Source organism: Paenibacillus sp. 01T443 (genome assembly GCF_056398325.1).
Window position 1 is genome coordinate 37,917 of record NZ_JBFTPE010000027.1, and the last position, 23,172, is coordinate 61,088.

General features: G+C 42.2%; 18 protein-coding genes and 2 pseudogenes. 18 read left to right on the forward strand and 2 right to left on the reverse strand.

Going from position 1 to position 23,172, the window contains the following annotated elements; all coding sequences use genetic code 11:
- The first annotated feature begins 211 nt into the window (after positions 1-211).
- The 15 genes and pseudogenes from AC1DLI_RS29920 (at position 212) to AC1DLI_RS29990 (ending at position 17,098) form a co-directional block, all read left to right on the forward strand.
- A complete protein-coding gene (locus AC1DLI_RS29920; RefSeq protein WP_477608637.1) occupies positions 212-637 on the forward strand; it encodes a MarR family winged helix-turn-helix transcriptional regulator in 426 nt (141 codons plus the stop codon).
- Positions 638-783: 146 nt separating this feature from the next.
- The gene (locus tag AC1DLI_RS29925; protein WP_477608639.1) at positions 784-1,893 is read left to right on the forward strand and encodes a Gfo/Idh/MocA family protein; all 1,110 of its coding nucleotides are present in this window, start codon (positions 784-786) and stop codon (positions 1,891-1,893) included.
- A gap of 36 nt (positions 1,894-1,929) precedes the next feature.
- A pseudogene (locus tag AC1DLI_RS29930) lies at positions 1,930-2,958 on the forward strand (LLM class flavin-dependent oxidoreductase).
- Positions 2,948-4,081, forward strand: a complete 1,134-nt coding sequence (locus AC1DLI_RS29935) for an NtaA/DmoA family FMN-dependent monooxygenase (RefSeq protein WP_477608641.1) — start codon at positions 2,948-2,950, stop codon at positions 4,079-4,081. Before AC1DLI_RS29930 ends, AC1DLI_RS29935 begins: the two are co-directional and overlap by 11 nt.
- 172 nt (positions 4,082-4,253) lie before the next feature.
- Positions 4,254-4,985 (forward strand): NADPH-dependent F420 reductase, encoded by a 732-nt coding sequence (locus tag AC1DLI_RS29940; RefSeq protein WP_477608643.1) that lies wholly within the window; start codon positions 4,254-4,256, stop codon positions 4,983-4,985.
- Between the two features lie 435 nt (positions 4,986-5,420).
- Positions 5,421-7,166, forward strand: coding sequence for a sensor histidine kinase (locus tag AC1DLI_RS29945; protein WP_477608645.1), 1,746 nt, complete (start codon positions 5,421-5,423; stop codon positions 7,164-7,166).
- Positions 7,163-8,752, forward strand: coding sequence for a helix-turn-helix domain-containing protein (locus AC1DLI_RS29950; protein ID WP_477608647.1), 1,590 nt, complete (start codon positions 7,163-7,165; stop codon positions 8,750-8,752). The genes AC1DLI_RS29945 and AC1DLI_RS29950 overlap by 4 nt, the downstream gene beginning before the upstream one ends.
- A 222-nt stretch (positions 8,753-8,974) precedes the next feature.
- Positions 8,975-9,877 (forward strand): ABC transporter permease, encoded by a 903-nt coding sequence (locus AC1DLI_RS29955; RefSeq protein WP_477608685.1) that lies wholly within the window; start codon positions 8,975-8,977, stop codon positions 9,875-9,877.
- Positions 9,878-9,894: 17 nt separating this feature from the next.
- Entirely contained in the window at positions 9,895-10,782 is an 888-nt protein-coding gene (locus tag AC1DLI_RS29960; RefSeq protein WP_477608649.1) for a carbohydrate ABC transporter permease, read from the forward strand.
- Between the two features lie 187 nt (positions 10,783-10,969).
- Positions 10,970-12,472: an ABC transporter substrate-binding protein gene (locus AC1DLI_RS29965; RefSeq protein ID WP_477608651.1), complete on the forward strand. Its 1,503-nt coding sequence runs from the start codon at positions 10,970-10,972 to the stop codon at positions 12,470-12,472.
- A gap of 103 nt (positions 12,473-12,575) precedes the next feature.
- Complete coding sequence (locus AC1DLI_RS29970; RefSeq protein ID WP_477608653.1) at positions 12,576-14,117, forward strand: GH35 family beta-galactosidase; 1,542 nt, start codon at positions 12,576-12,578, stop codon at positions 14,115-14,117.
- 544 nt (positions 14,118-14,661) lie between these two features.
- Entirely contained in the window at positions 14,662-15,219 is a 558-nt protein-coding gene (locus tag AC1DLI_RS29975; protein ID WP_477608655.1) for an AAA family ATPase, read from the forward strand.
- A 319-nt stretch (positions 15,220-15,538) separates the two neighbouring features.
- Complete coding sequence (locus tag AC1DLI_RS29980; RefSeq protein WP_477608657.1) at positions 15,539-15,892, forward strand: hypothetical protein; 354 nt, start codon at positions 15,539-15,541, stop codon at positions 15,890-15,892.
- 228 nt (positions 15,893-16,120) lie between these two features.
- Positions 16,121-16,528: a hypothetical protein gene (locus AC1DLI_RS29985; protein WP_477608659.1), complete on the forward strand. Its 408-nt coding sequence runs from the start codon at positions 16,121-16,123 to the stop codon at positions 16,526-16,528.
- Between the two features lie 180 nt (positions 16,529-16,708).
- On the forward strand, positions 16,709-17,098 hold the full coding sequence (locus AC1DLI_RS29990) for a tautomerase family protein (RefSeq protein WP_477608661.1): 390 nt from the start codon (positions 16,709-16,711) through the stop codon (positions 17,096-17,098).
- A 645-nt stretch (positions 17,099-17,743) separates the two neighbouring features.
- On the opposite strand, the gene AC1DLI_RS29995 is transcribed toward AC1DLI_RS29990, so the two are convergent.
- On the reverse strand, positions 17,744-18,403 hold the full coding sequence (locus tag AC1DLI_RS29995) for a TetR/AcrR family transcriptional regulator (RefSeq protein ID WP_477608663.1): 660 nt from the start codon (positions 18,401-18,403) through the stop codon (positions 17,744-17,746).
- Positions 18,404-18,682: 279 nt separating this feature from the next.
- Between AC1DLI_RS29995 and AC1DLI_RS30000 the strand changes: the two genes are divergently transcribed.
- From AC1DLI_RS30000 to AC1DLI_RS30010, 3 genes are read left to right on the forward strand one after another with little or no spacing between them, the layout of a single operon-like run.
- Positions 18,683-19,534, forward strand: coding sequence for an SDR family NAD(P)-dependent oxidoreductase (locus tag AC1DLI_RS30000; protein ID WP_477608665.1), 852 nt, complete (start codon positions 18,683-18,685; stop codon positions 19,532-19,534).
- A complete protein-coding gene (locus AC1DLI_RS30005) occupies positions 19,531-20,541 on the forward strand; it encodes a zinc-dependent alcohol dehydrogenase family protein (protein WP_477608667.1) in 1,011 nt (336 codons plus the stop codon). Before AC1DLI_RS30000 ends, AC1DLI_RS30005 begins: the two co-directional genes overlap by 4 nt.
- A 31-nt stretch (positions 20,542-20,572) precedes the next feature.
- Positions 20,573-21,733: an SMP-30/gluconolactonase/LRE family protein gene (locus tag AC1DLI_RS30010; protein ID WP_477608669.1), complete on the forward strand. Its 1,161-nt coding sequence runs from the start codon at positions 20,573-20,575 to the stop codon at positions 21,731-21,733.
- An 850-nt stretch (positions 21,734-22,583) separates the two neighbouring features.
- Here the strand turns inward: AC1DLI_RS30010 and AC1DLI_RS30015 are convergent.
- Positions 22,584-23,162 (reverse strand): annotated as a pseudogene (locus AC1DLI_RS30015) (Tn3 family transposase); the annotation flags it as partial.
- Between the last annotated feature and the right edge of the window lie 10 nt (positions 23,163-23,172).

Consider the following 23,172-nt stretch of genomic DNA (forward strand, 5'->3'; position numbering starts at 1 on the left):
GCAGTTTGCTACGGCAGCTGCTCCATTTCTTTGTTAAGCTAACGGGCAGTATAGCGTGGAAAATGAATTATTAACGAATAGTCGGAAACAATAGATAATGGGTGGTAAACCTGACTTTCTCCTATAGACGAGCGCTAGTTGACTGATGAATACAATCGTGATATATTTAGCTTGCTAAATAATTTTAATGATAAAGGCAGAGAAAAGTAATATGGAGACATCGGTTGACTGTGAGATCCGTGAGTTGTTCGATAAACTTTCGGCTAGAATGAGACGAGATTACGGCGAAAGTCTAAGAGAACTAAACCTGCATGTCGGACAGGATAATCTGCTCTACCGTTTATGGTCAGGTGATGGCATAACGCAAATGCAGCTAAGTGAATATTTGAATTGTGAACCTCCCACCATCACGAATATGGTTAAATCACTTGAACAAAACGGATTTATTTATCGTAAACGTGATGAGAAAGATGCACGAGTCATGCGTATTTTTCTAACCGACAAAGGTAAAGAACTTGAAGATCCCATTCGTGTCATTTGGCAAAAACATCAAGAAAAGTTGCTAAAATCGATTTCAACTGAAGAACGACTCCTTTTAAGACGGCTTATGAAGCAAATGGAGAGTAATTTGTTTTAAGAATCTCTCCTTTTCCCATATTTTACTTAGCAGGCTAAATAAATATTTAGTGCGCTAATTAAATATTGTGTAGAAATATAGTAACTTATTTAGCAAGCTAATTATTTGTTGAGTTTTTTATACAACCATAAAGGAGACAATTGATTATGATGACTAAACAAAAAATTGGTGTAGGTATTATTGGTGCAAGCCCCTCAAATCCGTACAGTTGGGCAGTTAATACACACATACCTTCGATTAAAGCATTATCGGATGATTACGAATTGAGAGCTGTTAGCACAAGCCGTCAAACGACTGCGAAAGAAGCCGAGAAGAAGTTTGGTGTTCCGGGATTCGATAACCATCTGGATTTGATCAATCATCCTGGTATTGATCTGGTTGTTGTCACGGTAAAGGTTCCCTATCATCATGAAATCATTTCCGCTGCGCTTGATGCAGGGAAGATGGTCTTCTCGGAGTGGCCACTCGCTAATGGTCTAGATGAAGCAGAAAAATTGACAAAACGCGCAGAAGCATCAGGAATACGCACAATTGTAGGCTTACAAGCACGCTATAGTCCTGTAATTCGCTATGCAAGAGAACTCATTTCAGAGGGTTACATTGGAGATGTTCTTGGTACAACGCTTGTTGGTTCAGGCATGGGTTGGACGGGAGTTACCGACCGTTCGAATTCGTACGTCTATGATAAGGCCAACGGAGTAACGCTTCTTTCGGTTCCGATCATGCACACTTTTGATGCCCTACAGTACTTGCTGGGTGATTTCTCGACCCTATCCGCAGAATTAGTCTCTAATCAAACAGAAGCATTAATATCAGACACGAATACCATAATTCCTTTCACCTCACCCAACCATGTATCGATTATGGGGACGCTGACGAAAGGCACGGCTGTGTCTGTCTTTTATCGCGGCGGAATATCTCGTGGTGAAAATATGCGTTGGGAGATCAATGGTACAAAAGGTGATCTGGTCATAACTGCACCAAGTGGTCATACCCAGTTAGCTGAATTAAAATTGCAAGGTGGACAAAATCAAGAAAAACATTTAGAAGATCTAACTGTTCCTGAATCTTACTTTGGTAATCATTTACCGACTGGTATGCCAGGTAATACAGCGCGAATTTATGAACAGTTCGCTAAGGACTTGCGTGAAGGCACATACACGACCCCAGATTTTGCACATGCTTTACGCCAACATAAACTTCTCAGCTCTATTGAAACAGCTTCACTTACAGGAATGAGGCAACATTTAAGCTGATTTTATTAAAGAGGAGAATTTCCAATGAATTCAACTATGAATGAACAAAACATAAGATTATCAGTTTTAGATTTCCTCCATGTATACAAGCACTCCAATCCAACAGAAAGCCTTAATAATACGACTGAGGTTGTTAAATTGGCGGATCTTCTGGGATATACCAGGTATTGGTTCACTGAACATCACAATACTACGAGTCAAATTAGCACTTCTCCAGATTTGCTAAGTTTACATGCAGCCTCCCAGAGCCGGCACATTCGTGTTGGTTCTGGGGGAATTATGCTGCCCAATCATAGCCCATTGAAAGAGGTAGAAAACTTCACCCTGCTGGAAGCCCTTCATCCCGGAAGAGTAGATCTGGGCATAGGAAGAGCTTCCGGGACAGATGGTTTAACGGCAACGGCCTTGCAGGGATCGTGAGATGATTTTTCTGTTCAATTGAATCATTTACTTTCCTTCTTTTCACGAAACTTTCCAGAAAAACATCCTTACCATAGAATTAAGCCTCCTGGAGGTCCAACCCTAATTCCCGAACTTTATATGTTGGGGTCCAGTCAAGGCGGCGTACAGTTCGCAATTGAAAGAGGGCTCGGATTCGCATTTGCTGCACATTTGGCCCCGAAACTGGCAGTACCGATATTACGCTCCTATCGTGAAAACTTTATTCCTTCGTCGTACCTAAAGGAGCCTAAAAGTATATTAACTATCGCCGTTATCACTGCCGAGACTGACGAAGAGGCACGATACTTGAGCGGTCCATTAGAGCTCATGTGGGCAAGAATGGCAACGGGATCAGCAAATATTTCTTTTCCCACCTTAGAAGAAGCAGCATCCCATGTGTATACACCTGATGAAGAAAGAGCCAGGGAATACAACGCTGAACGTTTTGTCATCGGAAGTATTGATAATGTGGCCAAAAGGCTACGGGAAAAAGCAAAAGAAGCATGGGTTGACGAAATTATGATAGCCGATTTTTATCCCGAACAGGCTGCGCGGTTAAAATCCCTTGAATTATTGGCTAGAGAGTTTGGCCTTAACAGAAAAGAGAGGCAAAATGAAAAATAAAAAACAACTTAAGATCGGCGTTATTGTTGATGGTGTTGGTTGGAGTTATACGGCATGGCGCCACCCTAACATGCCTGCCAATGCAAGCGAAAGTGTAGATTTTTATGTCAAGAAGGCACAACGAGCTGAAGAAGGCAAGTTCGATATGGTTTTTTTAGCAGATGTAAGCCATATAGGTCCTGGAAATATTCCGCACTATCTAAGTATGTTTGAAGGTGTAACGATACTCTCCGCGCTAAGTATGGCAACCAGCCACATCGGGCTTGCTGCGACTATAGCCACGTCTTACGCTGATCCATTTACAGTGGCTAGACAGATGGCCGCTCTCGATAAAATTAGCAACGGGCGAGCGGCATGGAATGCTATTACTTCTAATCCTGGAGGGTTGGCTAACTATAGCAGAAGGCATTTGTCTAAAGATGATTTATACCCTTTAAATAAAGAGTTCATCGAAATTGTGGAAGGTCTGTGGGATTCCTATGAAGACGATGCTTTTATTCGTGATAAAAAGAGTGGTATCTTCTTTAATCCAAGAAAGATGCACCCATTGAACTATAGAGGAAAGTATTTTTCTGTAGACGGTCCACTAAATATTAGTCGTTCTCCACAAGGAAGACCCGTCATCTTTCAGGCGGGTACATCTGAAACGTTTATGAATATCGCATCCAAACATGCTGAAGGCGTACTCATAAATGGGGATGATTACAATTACGCCAAGCAATACAGTGAGGAACTAAGAAGAAAAGTAGTCCTTGCAGGACGAGCTCCGGAAGACATGTTGATAATGCCGACACAACACATCCTCGTCGGAAGAACAGAAACTGAGGCAAATGAAAAGTTTCTGGAGTTAAAAAGGTTATCACCTCCAGGATATCATATTTCTAAGCCCCAATTTTTCGGATCTGCAGAGACAGTAGCTGATATGATTGAGCATTGGAATCAAACGGGTGCAATGGACTTATTGCTCCTAAGACAAGAACATCCTTCAGGAATTGACGATTTTATTGATTTGGTCGTACCTATCCTACAGGAAAAAGGAATATTCCGAAGAGAATATGAATCCCGCACGTTGAGAGGTAATTTAGGTCTTCCTTACCCAGAAAATAGGTATGCAAAAGTATAATAAACTACAGTGGAGATGAACAAAATGATTCTTATTGGGTTCTTCATCCGTCGCGTCATTGTCAACCGAAAAGTGAATCATACCATCCATTAATAAATACAAGAAAGCAGCCGGCCAGACGATCACAGAAGCAATAGCCCTTAGAATATGATCATAATTAGGAGGAAAGAAAATGAAAATTGGAATTATAGGTGCAGGACCAATCGGGTCAAATATTTCAAAAAAATTAATTGAGAACGGACATGATGTCAAAATTGCAGATGCTCGAGGCATTAGACATTTAGAAGGAAAAAAACTGAAAGGAACACCTGTGAGTGTAGATGATGTCATTACAAATATTGATGTTTTAATCATATCTATCCCTTTTCATACACTGCCAAGCATTCGCAACGTTATAGATAAAGTTGGTGAGGAAGTAATCGTTGTAGACACTTCTAATTATTATCCTCAAATAAGCAATAGAATTGAAGAAGTTGAGAACGGTATGATCGAAAGTATTTGGGTATCCAATCAATTAGGTAGGCCAATTATTAAAGCTTTCAACAATCTATTAGCTTATACTTTAGAACATGAAGGAACACTCGAAGGAACTAGTGGACGCATTGCCATAGCGATTGCCGGTAATGACCTGCAGCAAAAACAAAAAATCATCAATATTGCCAACGAGCTAGGCTTCGACACAGTAGATAACGGTTCTTTAAGTGATTCTTGGAGACAGCAGCCAGGAACTCCTGCATACTGCACAGAACTAACCAAAGAGGAACTTAATATAGCATTAAAAAAAGCAAATAAAGAAAAAGCCCCATTCTTACGGGATAAGGCGATTGAAAAGCTATTGGCGGCTACAGTCGGATATTCACATAAAGAAATTGTTAATCTGAATAGAGAAATATTTAATTCCTGAGTTAAGAACTCTTATTGGTCTTCTAACAGCGACAGTCTAGAACTTTATTTTATAGTTCTTAGCTGTCGCTTTTCCAATTACTAAGGTCAAAATAAAAACATTTTAAATCTTTAGCAGACATAGGAAGAGCAGATGCGCGACCTGTGACGGGATCACCATACGATCCATTTGTTGAACCAGAAAAGGACAGGAAATTAATGAATGAGGTATTATTATTTGAGCTCAGTTCCAGGATCGACAAAGAAAGAGGAATTTGGAGACGTCCTTTCCGAAACGGTATGAAATCTTACAAGGTCAAGTTAGCGAGTAAAAGCACATCTTTGAAAAAGTCGTCTAGAAGCAAACGATAAGTAGAGTTTGGAGTAGTGATTTAAGGATAATATAATATAGAATGATTAATAAAATGGACATAATGCTTTCTGGGAGGTCCTTATCGTGAATGCTCTGTTGCCACATATATCGAGGAATTCCTTACGCTTCAAGTTGACTGCTTTGGTCATGGCTATAATTTTGCCCATACTTGCCTTGTTGCTATACAACACCTTTTATGCCATTGACGTCGTTAGGGATCAGGTTGCACAATCGAATAAAAATTTGATATCCCTCTATATGGGACAGATCGATGACCGCCTTGATGATGTTGATAATTATTTAATCAGTCTTGCGGCTACCAATCTTGATTTGCAGAACATGTCGGACAATCGTTCTCCGAAAGAGGAACTGTTAAGTCAAATCCGGCTGTCCAGAAAATTGTCCGATGATGTGCTGGTCTATAAAACGATTGACTCTTTGTTTATATATATGGGAAAGGATGATTTGCTGGAAGGCATTAACCTAAGCGCTTCTTATAATCAGAGAGAAGCGGTGCGTGATTATGTAAAGAATCACCTTAATTCAACTGATCAGCTATCCAAAGATTGGAGTGTCCAAAAACTTGGTGATGAATATTATTTGTTACGTATACTAACTACTGAACATTCCTATGTAGGTGCATGGGTAGATATCAATCAGTTGCTGATGCCTTTAAAGCTAATAAATCTCGGTGAGAAAGGCGTTTCTTTGATGGTGACGGATAAAGGTATACCGACGATTCATGCGGATCTTGTAAATGAGAATCGAGTCAATTTGAATCGAGGCTTCGAAAGTTATTATATGTCCGGTGATAAAAATCGTTTTCTGGTCGTAGGCGAGCGCTCAATGAAGGGGAATTTCAGCTTGTTAGCGCTCATTCCTGATGAACAGATATTAGAAAACTTGCCTTATTTGCAGCAAATTGTCACTTTTATCTCTCTGGGATCGTTCTTACTGCTGCCAATTTTCCTTATTATGCTGCGTAAAACGGTCCTGCGTCCGCTCAACCGAATCATCTCAGCAATGAAGTTGATTGGAGAAGGGAATTTGAACATTCGCATACAACCTTACCGTACAAGTGACGAGTATCAGGTCGTAAACCATTCATTTAATAATATGATGACTCAGATCGAGGAACTGCGCATTAGCGTTTATGAAGAACAGATCAATAAGCAAAAAGCAGAGCTGCAGCATCTGCAGTTACAAATCAATCCTCATTTTTTTATGAATTCACTAAATATCATTTATACGCTTGCTCGTTCGGGTAAGACGAAGGTGATTGAGGAGATAACACTCTGCTTGGTTCAATATTTCAGATATATGTTCAGAAGCAATCTATCGGTCGTGCCGCTCCAGGATGAGCTGAAGCATGTACGGAATTATTTGCGTATTCAGGAACTACGGTCGCCAACTGGACTTATTCCGTCCATTGAAGTTCATGACAACGTTGCCGATGTTTTTGTCCCGCCTCTTCTTATCCAGTCGTTTGTGGAAAATACGATTAAGCATGCCGTAACATTGGATACACCCGTATATTTGTTCATTGACATTCGGATGGATCATAGTGGGGGAGCATCGAGAGTGCATATTGAAATTAGAGATACGGGAGAAGGCTTTTCTCAAGAAATGCTTCAACGGCTTAGAGGAAACGAACCGATTCGAGACGATCAGGGCGAGCATATTGGCATTCGTAATATTCAACAGAGGCTTTATCTTCTATATGAGGGAAAAGCAGATATCCTATTTTACAACGGAAATCCTTCCGGAGCCATTATTGAAATTCATTTGCCGTTCGAACAAAACAACTTGAAGAAGGTGAATAATGGATGAATCTTCTAATTGTAGATGACGAGAGTATTGTAATTGACAGCCTTATATCCGATATTAATTGGTCTAAGCTGGGTATTACGGGTGTGTACACAGCATTCAACATTCGACAAGCGAAGGAGATCTTCGAAGGTACGGCCGTTGATATTATGCTATGTGATATCGAAATGCCGCAAGGAAGCGGGTTGGATCTGCTTGAATGGGTGAGGGAACATTCGGAGACAACGGAATCAATTATTATGACTTGCCATGCTGACTTTCATTTCGCCAAACGGGCGATGAAGCTCGGCAGCTTGGATTATATATTGAAGCCCCTTCCATATGAGGAGCTTGAGTTAGTCGTAGCGAAGGCAGCAGACAAAATTATTAAAGATAAAGAAACCGTCAACCTGGGCGAGAAGTGGTTCCGTCATCAATCCATATTGATGGAGCGATTTTGGATTGATGTATTGAATCGTTCTATTTCTTTGCAAGCTTCTCATATCGAAAAAATTGCAGCGGAACGCAGTATACCGTTTTGTGCTTTAGATAAATTCGTGCCTGTGCTTATTCATATTCAGAGATGGCACAAGCCCATCAATCAACGCGATGAACGCATATTGGAATATGCGTTAAAGAACACGGCTGAAGAGATGATGGAGGGTGAGTCTTCCGTAATCCAAGTTATTCCTTTTACAAAAGGAACTCTGCTCGCAATAATATCTTTTGATGAAGCTAACTATAAGGAGCAAGAGCTAAACCGTCTTTGCGAGCAATATATCACAGCTTGCCGCAGTTACTTCTTCTGTGATCTCACCTGTTATATTGGAGGGCAGGTTTATGTGAACCAGCTTCCTGAGCTAGTTGATGAACTGATCGTTACCCAGCGGAATAACGTGGCACATAATAATAAAGTTATGCGACTTGGGAGCGAGCCGCTACGCATTAGCACGGCGATCCGAAAACCAGACCAGCAGATGTGGACGGTGCTGCTGCGTGAAGGTTCACAGCAAAAAATCGTGATGGAAGCGGAGCGCTACTTAGTGAATCTTGCACATGCTTTCGAGCTTGACGCGAGCGCCTTGTATCTTTTTCAGCAATTTATTACACAGACTCAGTACCATATGATGAGACAGGAAGGTGCCCCTTTTCAATCTTTGTACGGAGATGTCAAACTGGTGGAACTGTCCGAGAATGCAACGCGATCGATTCCTGATTTCATCGCATGGATTTCCGGCTTCACGGAAACGATATCAGCATTAAAGAAAGAGAAGGACCCGAATCATAGCGTGATAGAGCATATCATGGCATTTATCACGCAGCATCTGGACATGCCATTGACCAGGGAAGAGATCGCCCAGCAGGTGTATTTAAATCCGGATTATCTTGATCGCTTATGCAAGAGAGAGAAAGGAATGTCCGTAACGGAATTGCTTGTGTTGGAGCGTCTAAAACTTGCGGAATCGTTGCTGCTGAAAACGGAGATGCCAGTCAGCAGGGTAGCTGTAAGCGTCGGTTATTCGAATCTGTCGCACTTTTCGAGGAGATTTAAGAAGCATTCCGGGATGAATCCGTTAGAATATAGGCTTAAGTCTCTCACGCAGTCCTAAATTTAAACAAAAAGCCGACCGTTCCGGTCGTTTTTTTTATTTACATCGAAATAATTATTGGTCGAGATCAGGCAAATGAAAGGTCGATCACGGAGCAGTTGGCTTGTTCCATACGCATTACTATAGAGAATATACAACAAGTGAGTTGAGGAAAGGGAGGATTGTTCGATGACACAGGTCATGAGGGCACAAGAGAAGCAGATCAGCGTGAAGAAAAAAACCATGAAACTAAAGAAATATATGCCGCTAATCTTGATGACGCTGCCGGGTATTTTGTATTTGATCATCAACAACTATTTACCAATGTTCGGAATCGTAATCGCCTTCAAGGATGTTAATTTTTCGAAGGGCATATTGGGCAGTGAATGGGTCGGCTTCAAAAATTTTGAGTATTTGTTTAAGACAAGCGATGCCTTCATCATTACGAGAAATACGATCTTGTACAACACCGCATTTATTATTATTAATTTAATTGTAGCTGTAGGCATCGCTATTCTGCTCAATGAAATTCGAAATCGATTTCTGTCGCGGTTTTATCAGAGCATTATTTTGCTACCGCATCTTATTTCCATGGTCATTGTCAGCTATCTTGCATTCGCTTTATTAAGCGCTGAAACTGGATTTATGAACAAAACGATTCTTCCAATGCTCGGGCTAAACGAAATTTCTTGGTACACGGAATCGCAATATTGGCCATTTATTTTAACCGTCATCCATGTTTGGAAAAGTGCAGGATTTCTGTGCGTTGTTTACTTAGCTGCAATAATCGGCATCGATCAGGAGTATTTTGAAGCAGCTACGCTCGACGGCGCGTCCAAATGGAAGCAAATCATGATGATAACGATCCCTCTAATTATGCCGGTTATTACGATGATGACGCTGCTGGCGATCGGGCGCATTTTCTATTCTGACTTCGGCCTGTTCTATCAGGTTCCGCTCAACGCCGGTGCATTGAACAGCACAACAAACGTTATTGACACCTATGTCTATCGAGGCTTGATGCAGCTTGGTGATATTGGGATGTCGTCTGCTGCTGGCGTTTACCAATCGATTGTCGGTTTTGTATTAGTTCTAATTTCCAATTATGTCGTTCGCAAAATCAACAGTGATAACGCTTTGTTCTAGAGAGGAGCTTAACATTTATGAATGCAGAAAATCGGACGATCCAATCGGTTGGCCATATTACGATGATCATCATTTCGGGTGCATGTCTTATTCCGTTCCTGCTGCTGGTCGTATCCTCATTGACGAGCGAGCAATCTATCCTTAGCTATGGGTATTCGTTTTTTCCGCAGGAGTGGAGCTTTACCGCTTATGAATATTTAGGGAAAGCATCTGAAGAAATTTTTAGGGCATACGGAATAACGATATTTATTACGCTGACAGGCACGGCGACTAGTTTAGCGATTACATCCCTGCTTGCCTATCCGATGTCCAGGGGAGACTTCCCGGTAAAGAATCCGCTTGCCTTCTTCGTTTTCTTCACACTACTATTCAATGGAGGTCTAGTTCCGACATACCTGATCTACACGCAATATTTTGATATGAAAAACACGATTTGGGCGCTGATTATTCCAGGGCTGCTAATGAATGGATTTAATGTATTGCTCATGCGGACGTTTTTCATGACCTCCATTCCGCTGCCGGTTATCGAGTCTGCCAATATCGATGGAGCTGGAGAGTTCAGGACATTTTTTTCTATTGTCATTCCGCTCTCGATGCCAATAATGGCCACCATCGGATTATTCCAGACCATCGCCTATTGGAACGACTGGTTTAATGGGCTTGTTTATTTGACAGATCCGCAGCTGTTCAGCATTCAAAACATTTTGAACCGAATACTGACGGACATACAGTTTTTATCGAGTGGGATGGCGGACTCGAGAGCTAGCGGTTCAGCACAGCAGCTGCCAAGCACTTCAGTACGTATGGCAATTGCCGTAGTGGGTGCTATTCCAATATTGATTGCTTATCCTTTTTTCCAGAAGTACTTCATTAAAGGAATTACGATCGGAGCGGTAAAAGGATAATAGCTTTTTGATCCGAGGGAACGAGGACAAAGTCGATATGGTGCAAATGAGAGGTCGAGCTCAGAGCAGAGTGCTTGAAAGCATGATTATATAATGGGTATACAAGCCAGCGAGGTTCAACGAAATCGGAATGCAACCGCTAACAAATCGCTGGTTATACCATACACAATGAAATGGGGGATTCACGATGGTTCAGAAAATGAAGTGGTTGTCCGCATTAATGGTTCTTTGCATGATAGTGCTGTCCGCATGTTCTTCAAATGGAGACAGCAATGGTGAAACGGCAAGCAATTCTGGAAGCGGAGGAGAGAAGCCTTACGAGCTAAATATTGTATTTCCTATTTTTGGTGGTGTGCCGACCGATCTGCAAGCTGTTCAAGATCAAATCAGCAAATTGGCTTTGGAGAAGATTAACGCTACTGTCAAGCTGATTCCGATTAATTTCGGTGCTTGGGATCAGCAGACGAATCTGATGCTGACAAGTGGCGAGAAGATTGATCTTATGATGCTGTCCGGCAATACGTATCCACTTAAGGTGGCCAAGGGCCAATTGACGGCGCTGGATAAATTGATTGAAGAGCATGGCCAAGGGATCAAGAAAGTATTCGATCCTGCTTATTTATCTGCCAGTAAAATAGACGGAGGCACTTACGGAGTCCCTTCGAACCGCGATCTCGCAACGACTTATTCGTTTACGATGAGGAAGGACATGGTCGATAAATATAAAATTGATGTTACGTCCATTAAATCGTTAGATAATGTGGAAGCGGTTTTGAAGACGATTAAAGAAAGCGAACCAACCATGGCACCTCTTATACCAGCCGCAGTTGGAAGAACGATCGCAGACAGCTATATTACTTATGATACCTTGGGAGACACGTTCGGAGTATTACCAAATTTCGATAATGGTTTGAAGGTCGTCAATTTGTACGAAATGCCCGAATACGCAGAGCTATTGAACAAAATTCATAGCTGGTACAAAGCAGGATACATCCTAAAGGATGCAGCGACGAATAAAGACAGTCAGTTCGATCTATTGAAAGCGAATCGTGGCTTCGGCTACTTGGCAAATACAAAGCCTGGTTTTGATGAACAGGAATCAAAGAACGGCGTTGCCGTTGTATCCGTTCCGCTTACCCAGCCTGTTGCCACAACAACTTCTATTACTGGCGTTATGTGGGGCATTCCAGGCAGCAGCAACAATGCTGATAAAGCAATGCAATTTTTAAATCTTATGTATACGGATAAAGAAATCGTAAATCTATTCGATTGGGGAATCGAAGGCACGCATTTCGAGAAAGTAACGGATAACGTTATCAAATTTCCACAAGGCGTCGACGGGACGAACAGCGGATACAATTTGTTCATGGGCTGGTTGTTTGGTAACCAATTTCTTTCTTACACCTTTGAAGGAGACAACGCTGACATTTGGAGTCAAATGGAAGAATTCAATTCTTCGGCGTTAAAATCCAAAGCTTTAGGATTTATATTCGATGTTAACCCGGTAAAAACGGAGTTTGCAGCTGTGACAGCTGTCAGCCAGGAATTCCGTCTCGCACTTGAAACTGGCATGTTGGATCCGAGTAAATCGCTTCCTGAATTTATTTCAAAGCTGAAATCAGCAGGAATCGACAAAATTATAGCTGAAAAGCAAAAACAGCTGGATGAATGGGCGAAATCGAGTAAATAAAAAAAGATGAGCCCCGGACTACTGGACGGGGCTCTCGTTCAAAACAGAGGTCAAATCAGCTGGTTTCGAACTAGTATGACAATAATAGCGAGGTGCAGATGAAATGAAGCAATTACCCTATCTCAAAAATGAGGATGGATTAACAACTTTGTACGTGGACGGAGCACCCTATATTGCATTAAGCGGTGAGATTCATAACTCCAGTTCGTCCAGTCTCGAATATATGAAGACGAAAGTTTGGCCGAATTTACGAGGCTTGCATTTGAATACTGTGATCGTGCCTGTATTTTGGGAACTAATGGAGCCCGTTCAAGGTCAGTATGACTTTGCTCTGGTTGACGGCATTATCGAGCAGGCAAGAGAAGAAAGCGTAAGACTTGTCCTGCTATGGTTCGGGCTGTGGAAAAATGGTCGATCTACTTATGCGCCTTCCTGGATAAAAAAAGATTATCAAACCTATTTCAGAGCGCGTTATCCGGGCGGAGTGGCATCGGATACGATTTCACCGCTATGCGACGCAGCCGTTGAAGCGGACGCCACGGCGTTTCATTCTCTGATGAAGCATTTGAAGGAAATAGACGGGGAGGAGCAAACCGTCATTATGATGCAGATTGAGAACGAAATTGGTTTTCTGGGCTCAGAAAGAGATTACTCGGACAAGGCTAACAAGCAATTTGAAGAGGTTATTCCTTCGGGCCTTGCTGCCCTATATAGTAATAACGGGAACTGGAAAGAGGTATTTGGTGAAGCAGCCGCTGAAAATTTCATGGCCTATCACTATGCTTGCGCTATAGAAAAAATTGCTAAATCCGGTTCGAAAGCATATCCACTGCCAATGTTTGTTAACGCATGGCTGGAGCAATACCCTTGGAAGGCTGGCTCTTATCCGAGCGGCGGTCCAATTGCGAAGGTTATGAAAATATGGAAGCACGCTGCTCCGACCATCTGTCTGTATGCGCCAGATATTTATTTACCTAATTTTGCTGAGGTTTGCGAAGAATATACGGCAGACGGCAATCCTCTCTTCATTCCTGAAGCAAGAAGAGATATGGTGTCGGCAACAAACGTATTTTACGCTATCGGAAAGCATAATGCACTATGCTTTGCCCCGTTCGGTATTGAGGATTTTCTTGCTACAGCGACAAATGAAGACGGGCCGGATTTCGGAATCATGATGGCACTTAATATCGATATGTCGGCCTTCATCTTAAACGGTACCGGTCCATATCTCGCCGAAAGCTATAGATTGCTCGGCAATATGATGGGTATTATTAACCGGTATCGGGGTACTGGGAAAATGACCGGTTTCCTGCAGCATCATAACAGTGGATGCTTGCTGACTTTCTCGAAATATGATGTGAAGCTTACCTATAAACGGAAGGAGGACGGCAAGCCAGTTTCAGGGGGGCTGGTTATCGAGGTTAACGAGGATGAGTTTCTATTCGCGGGAATCGGGTTCTCGGTGGAATTTCTTCCGAAATCAGGAGAAACGGATAAGATCGGCTACATTCAAATCGAGGAAGGCGAGTTTATGAATGATCAATGGATTAGAGGTAGAGTATTGAACGGTGATGAAGCTGCTTATATGATTTCGGTAGGTCGAAAACCAGCTGCTCTTAAAGTGGAGATGTATAAATATAATTAATCTATCAGCAAGGCTACTTCTTCAAAAACTGGTTTCTGAGAAGGTGCGGAGCAGCTTAGGTTAAGTAGCAATCACGTATATTGACTCATTCGCAGGATTTCAAAGTAAGCATGGAGCACCGAGTTCGTTACCCATAAGGGCTCAGCCCCATCCGCTAAACGCTAACGGTCTCCACACCTAGTTCTATTATTAAGCTTGCACCAATAAAATAGAGATGTGAAAGCGATGTAAGGCGCGGCATCGCTTAACGTATAAGAAGCCTAATAGTTCCTTATTGAACAAAAATACAGTTTTTGAAAATTGCTGCAAAGCCATCCTCAACAGGATGGCTTTTTTTGTACGCTAAACATTCATAACAGAATATTCATTCTGTTACGATTCAGTTAAACCCTTATTTTCACAAATAGGATAGTAGTCTTAAGTTACCAGAACGAGGCTACCGGAATAAAACGGCAGCCTCGTTGAACTAACGGGCAGGATAGTGCAATAAAACTTGATCAATTGTGGTACTATTATTAAAATAACTTCCTAAAGTGGTGATATCATGAAATTTGTTTTGATATTTGGTCCGCAGGCAGTAGGTAAAATGACAGTGGGGCATGAACTAGAAATGATATCTGATTTAAAATTGTTCCACAACCATATGACGATAGAATTGCTGGCTCCTTATTTTGGCTTCAGTGGTGAAATGTGGGGATTAGCGAATAAATTCCGTCAGGACATATTTGAAGCGGCCGCCGCCAGTGATATGTATGGAATGATATTCACATATGTATGGGGATTCGATTTGCAGTGCGATTGGGATTACGTCGATAAAATTTGTAAAATATTTGAGGAACAAGGTGCGGATGTCTATTTTGTTGAGCTTGAAGCCGATCTTGAGGAGAGAATAGAGCGTAACAAGACTCCCCATAGGCTTGAACATAAACCAACAAAGAGAGATATCACACGCTCTGAACAGGATCTAAAACAGACGATGGAGCAACATCGATTGAACTCGTTAGAGGGAGAAATTAAAAAAGAAAACTATTTGAGAATAAACAATACGAAAATCAACGCACGTGAAGTTGCTGAAACCATAAAAAATAGATTCGCTTTATAACGATTCTTGTTGATCTAACGGGTAACGATAGGTGAACAAACTGGGGGGAGTTGCTGCGGCAGCTGCTCCTTTTATTTGTTAAGCTAACGGGCAGGTTTGCTTGAAAATCCTTACTGGTCACATGGTATTTAGGTTAAATTTGATTGACCGTTATTATTAACAAAGTTATTAGGTGTTGATGGTAGAAATTGTTTGTTTAAATTTTTTTCTTATCTTGGTACGGTTATTCTGTTACTTGTATAATTTGTGCATGGCGAATTATAAAAATAGTGCGGGAATGTCCCGATACAAGTACGGACACATAAGGAAGGAGGCTATCATGAACTGGCCAGAGATAGATGAAATTTATACTGAACCAACACTTCCTATGTCTAAAGGGATTATTATTAACCTCTCAGCGGATGTTGAGGGTGACTTAGATGAATTTGAGTCGTGTCCTCTTGGAATTAAGGCGATTATCATGGGTTGGAGTTATGAAAACCACAAGGAACGTGTCAAGCCCTTTCAATTGCTGGAGTATTCAAGAACGGATAAGTCCTTTTTGGCTGTTATAAAAGTACTCAGAAAGTCCAAACACGTTGATGAACTGAAGTTGTTATGTGTAGATATAAACGATGTGTGTGGCCTAGAGGGCATAGTGATTAAAAAGTGGACGGCGAGCTTAAAGGAATAAAGACGCATATACAAAGCATTTGATGGTTATATTAACGCTTCTTTGCGGGAAAGAATCCCTCGGCTTGTTCAACTAACGGGTAACAATAGTTGAACAACACACATTGATGAGCAGGCGCTGCGGTGGCCTGCTCATTTTAATAAGCTGACGGGTAACAATAAATATGGCAGTTGACWCGAGTATSGTTGGTTGAAATCAAGAGRAAAATTACTATAAGGAATGATAATTATGAATCTAATGGAATTAAGAATCCCTGCAGGTTTCGCAATGTATTTTAATAAGTTCTTTRATGTTGAACCTGAACCTGATTTAGAWACAGAAGACTTTCTAAAGAATTGGGATTACTTCACCGAGGATATTCTTCATATYATCAAATTGGAATATACAAACGGGAAAATGTGTATACCCACAGAGGGAGAAGAATCAATAATAATTGATTTAGGCTGGTACCCAGATTCAAGTCCCGAAGGAGAATACGCTTTACAAATTGTAAAAAATAATGGGTACTGGGATGTGTTAAAAGAAAAACGCACAAAAAATCGGTTTGATATCAAAGAAACACTTGAGGAATGGTTAGAGCTATTGAGTTCCAATCCTGAGTGGCTGAAGAAGTGGAAAATTAGCTTAATTAATTAATGGCTCATTCAACTAACGGGAAACGATAGTGAAGGAGCTTACCTCGCCGGCAGCTCCTCTTTTTATTCATTCAAGTAACGGGCAGTTTTGCGTAGTAATGAGTGTTATAACTATAATTTGGATGTTATGGTACACAGTTAAGCTGAGTAAAATTGAGATGAGAAAGGTGAGATGAGGAGCATGGCTCAAGTAAAAGTTTTTGGTTTAAAGGAAAGTCTGAACTCAATAAAGGGGRGATTTTCGGACATCATTCATTCATGTGTTGTTGAAGCTTTTATATTCCCATTAGATAAGAAGTTTCATCGTTTTTTTTCGATGAATAAGGAAGATTTTTATTACGCCCCTGGACGAACAGAAGCATACACCATAATTGAAATAAGCATATTTGAAGGACGTTCACTTGACTCGAAGAAACAATTAATACGGTTGCTTTTTGAACGTATTCAAAGCGAATTAAGTATTTCTCCAGAAGATATTGAAATAACGATTTTTGAGACCCCTAAATCAAATTGGGGGATAAGAGGATTGCCTGGGGATGAACTTCAGTTAAATTACAATGTGAATGTATAGTGATTAAATTAAGGCAACCAAAGTTGGTCCCTTTTATTCTAACGGATGCGATAGTTCAATGATGGCCGCGGCGAACCAGTCCTTGAGGGGCTGGTTTTTTCAATACATAAGATAAGTTATGTGTTGAAATTGACATTAAGCAAACGGGAGGAAAGTTTCATCACTTCGCGAATACTAAGTATGGAATTTTAGAATATTCAAGTAAGTTCGCAGAATACAATGTTATAGAAACACTCGCATACACATAGTAGTCAGCCTAATATAATGAAAATTTAGGAGAAGTAATGAAACTTGAATAAAAACATCAATATTACATTTGGGTTGATAGGAAAAAAGAAGAGGCAGATTTGCCATCGCGAACTGTAACCCGAAAGATAGACACTTAGAAAAAGTGCCCATCTTTCGGGTTTTAATGGCGTTGCCGTCTCTTCTTGCTCCTTTGTGGCCATTGCAGAATGTTCTTAGCATCCTGACGCGGCCACAATTGTTCAGCTACAAAAAGGCTCCTTGTTCGCCCGTGGGGCTGGTGACGTCTACAGCCCTTAACAAATTCCCATCTTTTCTAGTTGGGGGCTATTTGACGTTTACGGAGGAGCATGGCATTATATCTACGGTTAAACTTGTCTAACGAATCGGGGTCCCGCATTAGGTGCTGTGATCTGGCAACAACGAACTGACTATCATTGACAGAGTTTGCTTGTATACGGCATGAGCCGATTGTACATCTCCCAGGTGTCCACCCATGTAAAGATGAATAACGCCGTGGAGCGAGGCCCAGACTATTCGTACAACGGATTCCGTGTCGTACTGGCCGGGAATCAGATCTTGCTCTTGCGCGTTGCTGATCAAGGTCAATAATTGCCGCATGGCTGTTACGGTGCCATGCAGGCTTTCTTCGTCCGGTTTGAAATCTGCGAAGGCTCCTCCGAACATCAGCTTATAATAGCTGGAGTAACGCTGCCCAAATTGCCAAAAGGTTTCCCCTAGATTCAGCAAATGCTGCACCGGATCAGCAGCTTGCGGCGTCCCCTCGAATTCGTTAGCGAGAAGCTTACAACCTTCCAGATACAACTGCTGAGCCAAGCCCTCTTTATTGACAAATAAGCTATAAATGATTTTTGTCGAGCAATCCATTTTCTGCGCTACTTTACGCACCGTAACGGCTTCCGGTCCCTCTTCTTGCAAGAGCGTGGCTGCAGCATCAACAACGAGCTTGCGGAGATTTTCAATATTCTGTAAGCGAGCCTCTTGATAGGTTTTCAACACTCGTGTGTTCGTATTAACGGAGTTATCCTGGTCGCTCATTATCATCACCTTCGGTTATCGTGTTTTCGTCAGGAAACAAAGTTTCTTAATTTCTTACAAAGAATTTTATACAGTGAATGGATAGTTGTCAATGAGACGTGTGATGTTCCAAAATCGTATTGACTTTATAAAAAAGTGTAGTTACAATGAAATCAATCGGAAACACTGTTACCGAATGACGGGTGACTCTTCATTTTCTTGGTAATTGAGGATTACCTTTAATCATTTGGTAACAATGTTTCTATATCATAACAAAGTATCCAAAAGGAGGCTAACACTATGACATTTCAAGGAAAATGGGCACTCGTCACGGGAGCTTCTTCCGGTATTGGAGAGCAATTCGCGAGACAACTGGCCAAACAAGGCAGCCATTTGGTACTCGTGGCCCGATCGGTGAGCAAGCTTGAGAGCTTGGCATCAGAGCTCAAAAAGATGTATGGCATCAAAGCTGAGGTTATTTCTATGGATCTTTCGAAAGAAGGCGCGCCCAGCGAGTTATATCAGCAATGTCGACGTTTGAAAGTGGATATCGAACTGTTGGTCAACAATGCAGGCTTTGCTACACATGGTTTTTTTGAACAAGTGTCAGGTGAGCGTCAACATGAAGAAGTTATGCTCAATGTCGCGGCTGTTGTAGATATGACCCACTTATTCTTACCGGATATGTTGCGTAAAAACTCAGGTGCAGTTATCAATGTTGCTTCAACCGCCGGATTTCAACCGCTTCCCTATATGGCTGTATATGGGGCGACGAAAGCTTTCGTCCTGTCGTTTACTCAAGCGTTATGGTGGGAAAACCGCGACCGAGGTATCAAATTCTTCGCACTTTGTCCCGGTTCGACGGACACCAGCTTCTTTAATGTTGTAGGAACGGAAGAAGCCTCTGTCGGAAAGAAAGATACGCCGGAAAGAGTCGTAGAGGTTGCACTTCGTGCGTTGACGGAAGGGAAAATATACGTCGTTCCGGGTGTGCAGAATTATATCGGGGCGCAGTTATCGCGATTCATAACACGCAAGCAAGGTCTTCGACTTGTTGGAGGCATGCTTCGTCCACGCGGAGGATCCGGCAATAATAATAATTATAAGAATACAGGTAATCAATCTGATCTTGCAGGGAGGACAATTCGATGAAAGCTATACAACTGACAAACGGCTTCGGCTTTGAGGAATTAAACTTAACGGAACTCGACATACCAACGCCAGGCCCCCATGAGGTGCTGATCCGCATGAGGGCAGCCTCTCTCAATTACCGGGATCTAGTGATCCTCAGCGGATTAATGCCGATTGAAATCAAATTCCCCATCATTCCATTATCAGACGGTGCGGGAGAAATTGTAGCCGTTGGCCAAGGAGTAACAAGGTTTCAGGTCGGACACCGAGTAGCGGGTAATTTGCAACAGCGATTTTTTGCCGGCAACCCAAGACTGGGGGTATTAGAAGACAGCCTGGGAGGTCCGTTGAACGGAGTAGCGGCGGAGTATGTCGTTCTACATGAAGACGGAATCGTCCATATTCCCGATCACCTCACTTGGGAGGAGGCCGCCACCTTGCCGATCGCGGCATTAACCGCATGGAGCATGCTAATCGAATACGGTGGTTTGCAAGCGGGGGATACCGTGCTGCTGCAAGGAACAGGCGGGGTTTCTATCTTCGGGCTTCAATTCGCTCTTATGGCTGGAGCCCGAGCCATCATCACATCGAGCAGCAACGCCAAGTTAGAACGAGCAAAAGCTCTCGGCGCATGGAAAACGATCAACTATTCGGAAGTTCCCGATTGGGATAAGGCAGCGTTAGAGCTGACTGGTGGCGTCGATCACGTTCTGGATGTTGGAGGAGCATCTACGATGGTGAAATCCATAAATGCGCTTCGCATTGGAGGGACTTTGAGTATGGTCGGATTCTTATCGGGCTTGACCATTCCGGAATACGATGTCGCGAGCATCTTGCAGAAAGCCGCTACGATTCGCGGCAGTCAAGTCGGCAACCGGGATCATTTTGAAAAGATGAATCGAGCGATTACCCATCATCGTTTACATCCCGTCATCGACCGTGTATTCCCTCTGGATCGAATTGGAGATGCATTCGCGCTCTTGGCTGAAGGAAAGCAATATTTCGGCAAAATCGTAGTCCAAATTTAAATCTTACTTAAAAGACACAGGAGGCACTCTAATGCCAAATACACAAGTTCGATCCGTTAAATCTACTGAAGGCGTGAATCGAATTAAGCGCTCACCACGTAAAATACGAAGAGTAGGGCTATCGCTGCTTGCGGTGATCCTTCTTGGAGTCATCGTTTTCTTACTTGTTCCTTCACCCATAGATCCGGTAAAATGGTTGGCGCCGACGGCTCCCTCTTTTCAGGAAGCGGGCCCTTGGAAACAGAACAACAAACTTAGCGCTACTCAGCTGGTCAGTGATGCCCCACAATTCCCGGAATTCATAACATTCGATAAAGCTGGCCAGCTATATACAGGAGATTCAGACGGGAAAATTTACAAGGTTCCTTTCGATGCGGAGGGCAATCCGCAAAAGGCCCAAGTGTTTGCAGACACCAAAGGAACGCCTAATGGGCTTAAATTCGATGCCAAAGGCGATTTGATCGTTACGGATATCAAGATGGGACTTCTGTCTATAAACCAATCCGGAAGCATAGAGGTATTGGCCAATCAAGTAGACGGTAAGCCGATCTATTTAGCTAATGAGCTTGATATTGCCTGGGACGGATCCATTTATTTTTCCGATACCTCGAACTATGGACGTGTGACATTCAGAGAAATTGCCGAGAACAAGCCGCATGGACGCTTGCTGAAGTACGATCCAATGACCAAACAGACGACCGTCCTGTTAGAAGGCCTCTATTTTGCGAACGGGGTTGCCTTGTCTGCGGATGAAGATTACGTGCTTGTGGCGGAATCGTATCATTATCAGTTGACCAGATACTGGCTCAAGGGTCCAAAGAAGGGAACATCTGATGTTTTTGCTGACAATCTCGCAGGGTTTCCAGACAACATTACGCGTGATGAGCAAGGTCATTTCTGGGTCGGGATCTTCACGACTCGCCTTTCTTTCGTAGATCAGATGCATCGCAGCCCGTGGTTGGCTGGTATCATGGCCAAAGTGCCAGAGTCGCTGCTTAGCGGCGCAAGCGCACCGGCGAAGCATGGGCTTGCAGCTGAGTTCGGCCCGCAGGGAGAGCTTATCGGAAGCTGGCATGATCCGGAAGGTTCGCTGTATGGCGTAACTACGGCTGCAAGCCATAACGGATATTTATACATAGGAACAGCACCAGGAGGCAGTAAGGGCGTTCATCGCGTGCTTTTAACAAAATAATGTTGGAATCTGGGAAGTTCGAATCATGTCAAACTGTTGATGTAAATATAACAATTGACTTCGCAAATTATTTGTTCATTTGAACATCCAAGCAATAGAAAGAAACAAATGGAACCGAAGATTTTTATCATAAAAGTCATATTTTCTCCAGTATATTAGTCATAACCTAAAAGTTTTTGTTTAGTGTTCTAGCCTATTGTCATACCCAGAATTTGTCGATGAAATCAAGTTGGCTCATGCAACTGCGCATGGGCCCACTTGATTTTATTGTTTAGTTCTAAATATTCGATAAAGCAGCGAGTTCTGTCTCTTTTAAACTTCTGTGTTAATTTTGCTGCCAAAAGAAAGATGATAAATCGCTAGAATAACCAGTTGCAATGCGGCTATAACTAAGCAGATATTGCTGAAAATAAAGCCAGATGAATAACAAGGATTGGTACAAGCTAATCCAGTTGTTTTCGGTCTATATCGATTAACCTCACTCGGAACAACCATCAAGACGACGGAATTGTATGAGAACTAATAAAGTGGATTTTTGAATCTCGATCTTTGCTGATTTAATAAGATTGTATATGTATACTCAATTATTTGTTCAACGGGAACGATAGTTGAAACACCGACGAGAGGGGGCTGCGTAGCACCACTCTAACGGGAAACTATAGCTGAACAAACAAGTAGCAGTTTGCGATTTCAGCTGCTCCATTTCTTTATTAAGCTAACGGGCAGGATAACTTGGAAATTATTTTGAATTAATGATCAGCAAATATAAAAGTATTTACCATCCATATTCGGAGGTGATTATTACGGCAATATGGGATTATCAGTTTATTCTATTTCCAATTGGAAATGTTCCAACTTTGACCATATGCTTTAATAAATCTTCTCGTAACGTTCCTTTTTTTCGGAGTAGATCCGTAGCTTTGCCTAGATATACTGTATTCCAAACGCTAATTGCATGAATCAGGATGTTTAAAGCACTTGCTCGTTGCAGCTGATCCTGCAAAGCACGCTCTATTAGTTGGCAACCTTAATCTGGCGAGCGTAGGAGCCAAGCTTACCCATGATGAGTGCACCGGACATTTACCCCCTGGATAGAATGCACCAGGCGTAAAACATCATCGTAATTTTCACGTATGACCTTCATATCAATTTGTCCGCGGAGAAGATTCTCCAGTTTCGGGAATTCACTAGGTTTTCCGATCACATAAAGTTTTGCGGCAGATAAATCTCGAAGACGCGGGGCAAATCGAAAGCCAAGTAAATGGGTCAAGCCAAAGACTTGATCCGTATAACCAGCAGTATCAGTATAGTGCTCCTCAATTGATATATCCTAATCATGTTGTAAGAGGCCATCTATGACGTGTACCACATCCCGAGCATTAGTATTAATAACTTTTGTATAGAAAAATGAAAATTGATCGCTGACGAATGGTCGAAGG